Annotated in this window: 7 protein-coding genes; 1 reads left to right on the top strand and 6 read right to left on the bottom strand. The window is 60.2% G+C overall.

The window, feature by feature from the left end:
• Window positions 1-66: 66 nt before the first annotated feature.
• From ACW9HW_RS27040 to kdgD, 5 genes are all read right to left on the bottom strand, one after another.
• Window positions 67-1,008: an AEC family transporter gene (locus tag ACW9HW_RS27040; protein ID WP_095193930.1), complete on the bottom strand. Its 942-nt coding sequence runs from the start codon at window positions 1,006-1,008 to the stop codon at window positions 67-69.
• 197 nt (window positions 1,009-1,205) lie between these two features.
• On the bottom strand, window positions 1,206-2,759 hold the full coding sequence (gene garD, locus ACW9HW_RS27035) for a galactarate dehydratase (protein WP_457402364.1): 1,554 nt from the start codon (window positions 2,757-2,759) through the stop codon (window positions 1,206-1,208).
• Window positions 2,760-2,770: 11 nt separating this feature from the next.
• Window positions 2,771-4,135 (bottom strand): MFS transporter, encoded by a 1,365-nt coding sequence (locus tag ACW9HW_RS27030; protein WP_095193932.1) that lies wholly within the window; start codon window positions 4,133-4,135, stop codon window positions 2,771-2,773.
• A gap of 172 nt (window positions 4,136-4,307) precedes the next feature.
• Window positions 4,308-5,747 carry an aldehyde dehydrogenase family protein gene (locus tag ACW9HW_RS27025; RefSeq protein WP_095193933.1) on the bottom strand — a complete coding sequence of 480 codons (1,440 nt, stop codon included), beginning with the start codon at window positions 5,745-5,747 and terminating at the stop codon, window positions 4,308-4,310.
• A 74-nt stretch (window positions 5,748-5,821) separates the two neighbouring features.
• Window positions 5,822-6,733 carry a 5-dehydro-4-deoxyglucarate dehydratase gene (gene kdgD / locus ACW9HW_RS27020; protein WP_007976489.1) on the bottom strand — a complete coding sequence of 304 codons (912 nt, stop codon included), beginning with the start codon at window positions 6,731-6,733 and terminating at the stop codon, window positions 5,822-5,824.
• A gap of 602 nt (window positions 6,734-7,335) precedes the next feature.
• On the opposite strand from kdgD, the gene ACW9HW_RS27015 reads away from it, so the two are divergent.
• Window positions 7,336-7,668 (top strand): hypothetical protein, encoded by a 333-nt coding sequence (locus tag ACW9HW_RS27015; RefSeq protein ID WP_457402360.1) that lies wholly within the window; start codon window positions 7,336-7,338, stop codon window positions 7,666-7,668.
• A gap of 2 nt (window positions 7,669-7,670) precedes the next feature.
• Here ACW9HW_RS27015 and ACW9HW_RS27010 read toward each other — a convergent pair whose 3' ends face one another.
• Entirely contained in the window at window positions 7,671-8,420 is a 750-nt protein-coding gene (locus ACW9HW_RS27010; RefSeq protein WP_175391458.1) for a FadR/GntR family transcriptional regulator, read from the bottom strand.
• Window positions 8,421-8,565 lie beyond the last annotated feature (145 nt).

The following is an 8,565-nucleotide window of genomic DNA, read 5'->3' as shown; positions in this document are numbered from 1 at the left end:
AACGCATCCCCCTGTGGGAGCGAGCCTGCTCGCGAATGGATCTGAAAACCACCGCAAGTCCCAAGGCTAAATCCACCCCCCCCACTGCAACAAAAAGATCCCGATGTTGGTGGTGACCGCCGCCATCAGCGTGGTGATGACGATGATCGCCGCCGCCAGCTCATGATTACCGTCCGCCGCCCGGGCCATGACGAAACTGGCGGCCGCGGTCGGGCTGCCGAAATACAGAAACAGAATTCCCAACTCCGCCCCACGAAACCCCCAGAGCCACGCGCCCAGCGTCGCCAGTATGGGCAGGCCGAGCATTTTCACCAGGCTTGAACTGAGCGCCATTGAACCGCTTTTACGCATCGCCGCGAGCGACAGCGTGCCGCCGATGCAGATCAGCGCCAGCGGCAAGGTGGTTTGCGCCAAGTATTGGCCTGAGGTTTCCAGCCACCCCGGCAGGCTGATCTTGAAGTAGGCAAAGGGCGCCGCCGCGATCACGCTGATGATCAGCGGGTTGCTGACCACGCTTTTGCAGATGCTCCACGGATCGGACTTGATCACCGGGCTGTACACCGCCAGCACAATGGTCGACAGCGTGTTGTAGAACAGGATCACCAGCGCCGCGAGAATCGCCCCGAGGGAAATCCCGTAGTCACCGTACATGCTTGCCGCCAGCGCCAGTCCGATCACCCCGTTGTTGCCGCGAAAGGCGCCCTGGGTGTAGATCCCGCGGTCTTCACGCGGACATTTGAGAATCGCCCAGCCCCAGGCAATGGCAAAACACGCCAGGGTCGCGAGGGAGAAATAGATCAGCAGCGCCGGTTGCAGCGCGGCGTGCAAGTCGGCATGCAAAATGCCCAGAAACAGCAACGCCGGCATGGTGACGTTGAACACCAGGGCCGACGCAGTGTGGATGAAGTTATCGTTGATCCAGTCGATGCGCTTGAGCAACACCCCCAGAAACAGCATGGCGAACACCGGTGCGGTGATGTTCAGGGTTTCGAGGAAAATTGCCAGCATGCCGGAGAAGACCTTGAGGTGGGCGTCGTTAGGGGGCTAATGATAAGCCACCGAAGACATCGGCGTCTGGTTGACCACTATTCTGGCAGGCGATAAGTAATCTGTGGCGAGGGAGCTGGCTCCCGTTGGGTCGCGAAGCGGCCCCAAAAGAGGGGACTGCTACGCAGTCCAACGGGAGCAAGCTCCCTCGCCACAACTCAGGTGATCGGCGCCGGATTGAACAAGGTAATGTCATTGTGCAGCTTGTGTTGCTCCGCCCAGGTCTGCTTCTTGCCGCTGGCCACGTCCAGGTAGTAGTGGAACAACTCCCAGCCGAGGTCTTCGATTGAAGCGCGCCCGGTAGCGATGCGCCCGGCGTCAATATCGATCAGGTCCGGCCAGCGTTGCGCCAGTTCGGTCCGGGTCGACACTTTCACCACCGGCGCCATGGCCAGCCCGTAAGGCGTGCCGCGACCCGTGGTGAACACGTGCAGGTTCATCCCTGCCGCCAACTGCAACGTCCCGCAGACAAAGTCGCTGGCCGGGGTCGCGCAGAAAATCAGGCCTTTTTCCTTGAACCGCTCGCCAGGGCCGAGCACGCCGCTGATCGCGCTACTGCCGGACTTGACGATCGAGCCCAGAGACTTCTCGACAATATTCGACAAGCCGCCCTTCTTGTTGCCTGGCGTGGTGTTGGCACTGCGGTCCGCTTCGCCCTTGGCCAGGTAGCGGTCGTACCAGTCCATTTCCCGCACCAGCTCCTGCGCCACTTCTTTGGTTTGCGCGCGGGAGGTCAGCAGGTAGATCGCGTCGCGCACTTCGGTCACTTCGGAGAACATCACCGTCGCACCGGCGCGCAGCAACAAGTCAGAGGCATAGCCCAAGGCCGGGTTCGCGGTGATTCCGGAAAACGCATCGCTGCCGCCGCACTGCATACCCAGGATCAGCTCGGACGCCGGCACGGTTTCCCGACGGCGTTGATCGAGCTTCTTCAGACGCACTTCAGCCAGCTCCATGATCTGCTCGATCATCTCGGTAAAACCGTGACTGGAATCCTGCAAGCGATACAACCATGGCTCGCTCAGATCCACCGAGCTGTCGTCCTCGTGCATCACCTGCCCGGCCTGCAATTTCTCGCAGCCCAGGCTGATCACCAACGCCTCGCCACCCAGGTTCGGGTTGCGCGCGAGATTGCGCACGGTGCGAATCGGGATGTACGCGTCGGTGGCGGTGATCGCCACGCCACAGCCGTAACTGTGGGTCAACGCCACCACGTCGTCGACGTGCGGGTACTTGGGCAACAGCTCGTCCTTGATACGCTTGACCGCGTGATCCAGCACGCCGGTCACGCATTGCACCGTGGTGGTAATACCAAGAATGTTGCGCGTGCCGACGGTGCCGTCGGCATTGCGATAACCCTCGAAGGTGAAGCCTTCCAGCGGTGCTTGCGCGGCCGGCACCTCGGTGGACAGCGGAAGGCTGTCCAACGGTGGCGCGGTCGGCATGCGCAGTTGATCTTCCTTGACCCAGCTGCCGCGCGGAATCGGCTGCAACGCATAGCCAATGGTCTGGCCGTAACGAATCACCTGCCCACCCTCGGGAATGTCTTCCAGGGTGACCTTGTGACTCTGCGGCACGAAGTCCACGGTGACCAGCCCATCAGCGAACGCGGTACCGGCCGGTACGCCCTGGTCGTTGACCACGATCACTACGTTGTCCCGCTCGTGCAGGCGGATGTAGCGCGGCGAGTCGGAATGTTCAATCAACTGCATGACGCCGCTCCTCAGGAATGCGCTTGAGACAATTTGTTGTGGGTTTCAGGGCCGCTGACCGGTGGCTCCTTGAGCACCACGCGCTTGATCGGACCTACGATGACCAGATAGCTGAACACCGCGACCAGTGCGTTGCAACCAACGAACACCAGTGCCCATTTGAACGAGCCGGTGGAGCTGATGATGTAGCCGATGACGATCGGCGTGGTGATCGACGCCAGGTTGCCGAAGGTGTTGAACAGGCCACCGCTGAGACCGGCGATCTGTTTTGGCGAGGTGTCGGAGACCACAGCCCAACCCAGTGCGCCCACGCCTTTGCCGAAGAACGCCAGGGCCATGAAGCCAACGACCATCCATTCAACGTCCACATAGTTGCAAGCCACGATGCTGCTCGAAACCAGCAGGCCGGCAATGATCGGCGCCTTGCGGGCGAAGGTCAGGGAATGGCCCTTGCGCAGCAGGTAATCGGAAATCACCCCGCCGAGCACCCCACCGATAAAGCCGCAGATCGCCGGCAACGAGGCAATGAAACCGGCCTTGAGGATGGTCATGCCACGCTCTTGCACCAGGTACACCGGGAACCAGGTCAGGAAGAAGTAAGTGATGCCGTTGATGCAATACTGGCCCAGATACACGCCCAGCATCATGCGGTTGGTCAGCAACTGGCGGATGTAGTCCCACTTCGGACCGTCGGATTTTTTGCCCTTGGCCTGGTCCATGTCGACCATGCCGCCATTATCGGCGATGTGCTTGAACTCGGCGTCATTGATCAACGGGTGTTCGCGCGGACCGTAGATCACCTTCAACCAGATCAGCGAGAAGACGATGCCGAGGATACCCATGACGATGAACACGTGCTTCCAGCCGAAGGCATAGACGATCCAGCCCATCAGCGGTGCGAACAACACAGTGGCGAAGTATTGCGCCGAGTTGAAGATCGCCGAGGCGGTGCCGCGTTCAGCGGTAGGAAACCAGGCTGCGACAATGCGGGCGTTGCCGGGGAAGGACGGCGCTTCGGCCAGGCCCACCAGGAAGCGCAGCATGAACAGCGCCACCACTGCCGTGGACATGCCGAACTCACCGACAAAGCCTTGCAGCACGGTGAACAGCGACCAGGTGAAAATGCTCAGTGCATAGATTTTTTTCGAACCGAAACGGTCCAGCAACCAGCCGCCGGGAATTTGCCCGGCCACGTAGGCCCAACCGAATGCAGAGAAGATATAGCCGAGGGTGACCGCGTCAATGCCGAGGTCTTTTTGCAGGCTGGAGCCGGCGATTGCGATGGTAGCCCGGTCGGCGTAGTTGATCGTGGTCACCAGAAACAGCATGAGCAGGATCAAATAGCGGACGTGAGTCGGCTTCTGGGTCGATTGCATGTAGATGTACTCCCACAAATTATTTTTATGCGCGGGTGAATCTTTGTTCGTTCCCTATAGGAGCGAGCCCTGCTCGCGATGGTCGTCAACGATGACGCGGGGCATCAGGTTTACCGCCGCGTCCTTGCGACCATCGCGAGCAGGGCTCGCTCCTACAGGGTGTTGCGGTGGATCAGGAGCCGATGTAGCTGGTCTTCACGACCGTGTAGAACTCTTGCGCATAGCGGCCTTGCTCACGTGATCCATAGGATGAACCTTTACGCCCACCGAACGGAACGTGGTAATCCACGCCGGCGGTCGGCAGGTTGACCATCACCATCCCGGCCTGGGAGTGGCGCTTGAAGTGGTTGGCGTACTTCAGCGACGTCGTGGCGATGCCCGCCGACAGACCGAACTCGGTGTCGTTGGCCATGGCCAGCGCAGCGTCGTAATCGGCCACGCGGACGATGTTGGCCACCGGACCGAAGATCTCTTCGCGGCTGATACGCATCGACGCTTCACTGTCGGCAAACAGGGTCGGCGCGAGGAAGTAACCTTCGGTGTCGCAAGTCACCAGACCACCGCCACTGACCAGACGCGCGCCTTCGGACTGGCCGATGTCGATGTACTTCATGTCCTGTTCAAGCTGCGCCTGGGAAACCACCGGACCGATGTCGGTGCCTGCCTTCAACGCGTGGCCGACCTTGATCGACTTCATGCGCTCGGCCATGGCTTCGACGAACTTGTCGTGAATCCCGGCGGTGACGATCAGGCGGCTGGAGGCCGTGCAACGCTGGCCGGTGGAGTAGAACGCACTCTGCACGGACAGCTCGACCGCTTGTTTGAGGTCGGCGTCGTCAAGAATGATCTGCGGGTTCTTGCCGCCCATTTCCAGCTGGACTTTTGCCTGACGCGATACGCAGCTGACAGCGATCTGACGACCGACACCCACCGAGCCGGTGAAGCTGATGCCGTCGACTTTCGGGCTGTTGACCAGCGCTTCGCCCACTACGCGACCGCTGCCCATCACCAGGTTGAACACACCGGCCGGGAAGCCTGCGCGGGAGATGATTTCCGCCAGCGCCCAGGCGCAACCTGGCACCAGGTCCGCAGGTTTGAGCACCACGCAGTTGCCGTAGGCCAGGGCCGGGGCGATTTTCCACGACGGGATGGCGATCGGGAAGTTCCACGGCGTGATCAAGCCGACCACGCCCAGGGCTTCGCGAGTGACTTCAACGTTGACGCCCGGACGCACCGAAGGCACATAGTCGCCGGACAGGCGCAGGCATTCACCGGCGAAGAACTTGAAGATGTTGCCGGCGCGGGTCACTTCGCCGATGGCTTCAGGCAGGGTCTTGCCCTCTTCCCGGGCCAGCAGGGTGCCGAGCTCTTCGCGACGAGCAAGGATTTCGGTGCCGACTTTATCCAGGGAATCGTGACGCGCCTGAATACCGGACGTGGACCACGCCGGGAACGCAGCACGGGCGGCGTCGATAGCGGCGTTGACCTGGGCCAGGTCAGCCTTGGCGTAGTCGCCGATGTTGTCGCTCAATTCGGACGGGTTGATGTTGGCCGAATAATCGGCACCGGCGACCCATTCACCGTTGATGTAGTTGTCGTAGCGCTTTGTCACTGGACGGCCCTCGATACGAAAAGCTTCACGCAAAAGGCCGCTGAATACTCAGCGGCCTCGTTTAATCGGTTGTGTTACTGCGCACCTTGCTTGTCGATCAGCGCGGCGAGCATTTCATACTCTTCGCCGGTCAGGTCGGTCAGCGGTGCACGCACAGGACCTGCGTCATAGCCGGCAATTTTTGCCCCGGCCTTGACGATGCTCACGGCGTAACCGGCCTTGCGGTTACGAATGTCCAGGTACGGCAGGAAGAAGTCGTCGATGATCTTGCCGACGGTGGCGTGATCTTCGCGGGCAATGGCGTGGTAGAAGTCCATCGCGGTTTTCGGGATGAAGTTGAACACCGCCGAGGAGTAGACCGGCACGCCCAGCGCCTTGTAAGCCGCGGCGTAGACTTCAGCGGTCGGCAAACCACCCAGGTAGCTGAAGCGATCACCGAGGCGGCGACGGATCGACACCATCAACTCGATATCGCCCAGGCCATCCTTGTAGCCGATCAGGTTCGGGCAGCGCTCGGCCAGACGTTCCAGCAGCGGTGCGGTCAGGCGGCAGACGTTACGGTTGTAAACCACGACGCCGATGTTGACCGATTTGCACACAGCTTCAACATGGGCGGCCACGCCATCCTGGCTGGCTTCGGTCAGGTAGTGCGGCAGCAGCAACAGACCTTTGGCGCCCAGGCGCTCGGCTTCCTGAGCGTACTCGATGGCCTGACGGGTCGAACCACCGACACCGGCCAGAATCGGCACGCTGGTAGCGCAAGTGTCGACGGCAGTCTTGATGATTTCCGAGTATTCACTGGCCGCCAGGGAGAAGAACTCACCGGTGCCGCCCGCGGCGAAAAGAGCCGAGGCGCCGTATGGGGCCAGCCATTCCAGACGCTTGATGTAGCCAGCGCGGTTGAAATCGCCCTGGGCATTGAAATCGGTGACCGGGAAAGACAGCAGACCGGAAGAAAGGATGGACTTCAGTTCTTGTGGATTCATTATTCGAACACCCTGAGTTGCGACGTTGTGTGAGAAGACCGTTCAGCTCTGCGCTGAAGTTGTAGGTCATCGTACAACTTAAAATACAACCGTCAACTGCATTTCATCGTCGAAGGGGAAAATTGTTGGACAAGGCGGGTTAAGAGCCTTGTTTCATAGGCTCTCGGTGCAAGAAATTTGTATCAAGTGGTTTTACCCACAAGCTTGCTGGAGATACGTTGTCGGAAGATTGAGTCTGGTAACCCGGAAATGACTGAAAATTTGTGGCGTGGCTTGCGGCCCTTTCGCGAGCAGGCTCGCTCCCACAATGGATCATCGGCGAACACAACAGTGCGAACCACCACGACCAACTGTGGGAGCGAGCCTGCTCGCGAAGAGTGCCTGACAGGCAATGGATCACTCCAGCCAACGTCTTTTAGAGGGAAGTGCCGCTTATCGGAACTGTTATTTCTAACAGTTCCCGACATCGCCTTTTCGGTGGATAAGAACTCGGACCGTGTTTTACTGACGATCAAGTGAGCCACCACGTTATCGTGCACTGGGGCTGGCCACCCGGCTCCGCGTCACAGTCTGGTTACGACGCCTTATAGGGAGATTCAGTCATGCCTTTACCACCCGCACCTAATCTTGACCCCAATGCCACGAGGTCCAAGGCTCAACCTTTTGAGGTGAAGCTGTCCCAACTCAAGGGCAATCTGGAAGCCACCATTCCGCCTTCGAAGCATCTGGCGCCCGGTAATGAAATCAAGGCGAGCATAAAAGCCACCGGCAAACCTTCTTGGCGAACAGACGTGGATACAGCCCCCCCCAAATTATCTGTTCCCCTTGCGGTGCTCCTACAGTACGTGGGCTGCGAGATAACACTGGCTTACATCGTGTCTGAAGAAACCGGCGAAATTTTGTCAGAACCGATCACCATCAAGGTCCTCGCCTAGCCTCAGCCCCGCTGCGCCTCAGCCTCTTCGTGGGCATGACGCAACCGCTCACGGCTGTTGGTCAGGTGCAGGCGCATCGCCGCGCGGGCGGCGTCGGAGTCCTGGCGGGCGATGGCATCGTAGATTTCTTCGTGCTCGCGGCTCAGGCGATTCATGTAGTGCTGCTGATCGTCATGGGCCAGTCGCGCGGAGTTGAGGCGGGTGCGCGGGATGATGCTGGTACCCAGGTGGGTCATGATGTCAGTGAAGTAGCGGTTGCCGGTGGCCAGCGCAATCTGCAGATGGAACTGGAAGTCCGAGGCCACGGCATCGCTGGCGTGGGAGACACTTTCATTCAACGCATCCAGCGCGGCACGCATCAACGCCAACTGCTCGGGGCTACGACGCTGCGCGGCCAGACCGGCGGACTCCACTTCCAGGCTGATGCGCAGTTCCAGAATGGCCAGCACGTCACGCAAAGTGACCACGGTGGCCGGGTCGATGCGGAAACCGCTCGGGCTCGGCGTGTCGAGCACGAAGGTGCCGATGCCGTGACGGGTTTCCACCTGCCCCGCCGCCTGCAAACGGGAAATCGCTTCGCGCACCACCGTGCGGCTGACGCCATGGGCATCCATGATCGCCGACTCGGTGGGCAACTTGTCGCCCCGCTTGAGGTGACCGTCGCGGATCTGCTCGGACAGCACCGTCACCAGTTCCTGAGCGAGGCTGCGGCGCTTGCGAGGGAGACGTGGTGCGTCGTTCGGGTTTTCCATGGTGAACATCTGTCTCGAAAAATTCGGCTGAAACCGCATCATAGCTCAACGCGGTTGTACGATCACCCCACCCTCCTGTAGGAGCGAGCTTGTTCTGGTCAAGTATTTCCGGACACCAGTTACGGTATTTAGGCCGCCTGTTGCT

This window comes from Pseudomonas sp. SDO5532_S415, assembly GCF_054071155.1.
This window is presented reverse-complemented; position numbering and strand designations above follow the sequence as displayed.

Bases quoted from the DNA above. Each gene is read 5' to 3' on its own strand.
- ACW9HW_RS27040 (WP_095193930.1), bottom strand. From the start codon at position 1,008: ATGCTGGCAATTTTCCTCGAAACCCTGAACATCACCGCACCGGTGTTC.
- garD (WP_457402364.1), bottom strand. From the start codon at position 2,759: ATGCAGTTGATTGAACATTCCGACTCGCCGCGCTACATCCGCCTGCAC.
- ACW9HW_RS27030 (WP_095193932.1), bottom strand. From the start codon at position 4,135: ATGCAATCGACCCAGAAGCCGACTCACGTCCGCTATTTGATCCTGCTC.
- kdgD (WP_007976489.1), bottom strand. From the start codon at position 6,733: ATGAATCCACAAGAACTGAAGTCCATCCTTTCTTCCGGTCTGCTGTCT.
- ACW9HW_RS27015 (WP_457402360.1), top strand. From the start codon at position 7,336: ATGCCTTTACCACCCGCACCTAATCTTGACCCCAATGCCACGAGGTCC.
- ACW9HW_RS27010 (WP_175391458.1), bottom strand. From the start codon at position 8,420: ATGGAAAACCCGAACGACGCACCACGTCTCCCTCGCAAGCGCCGCAGC.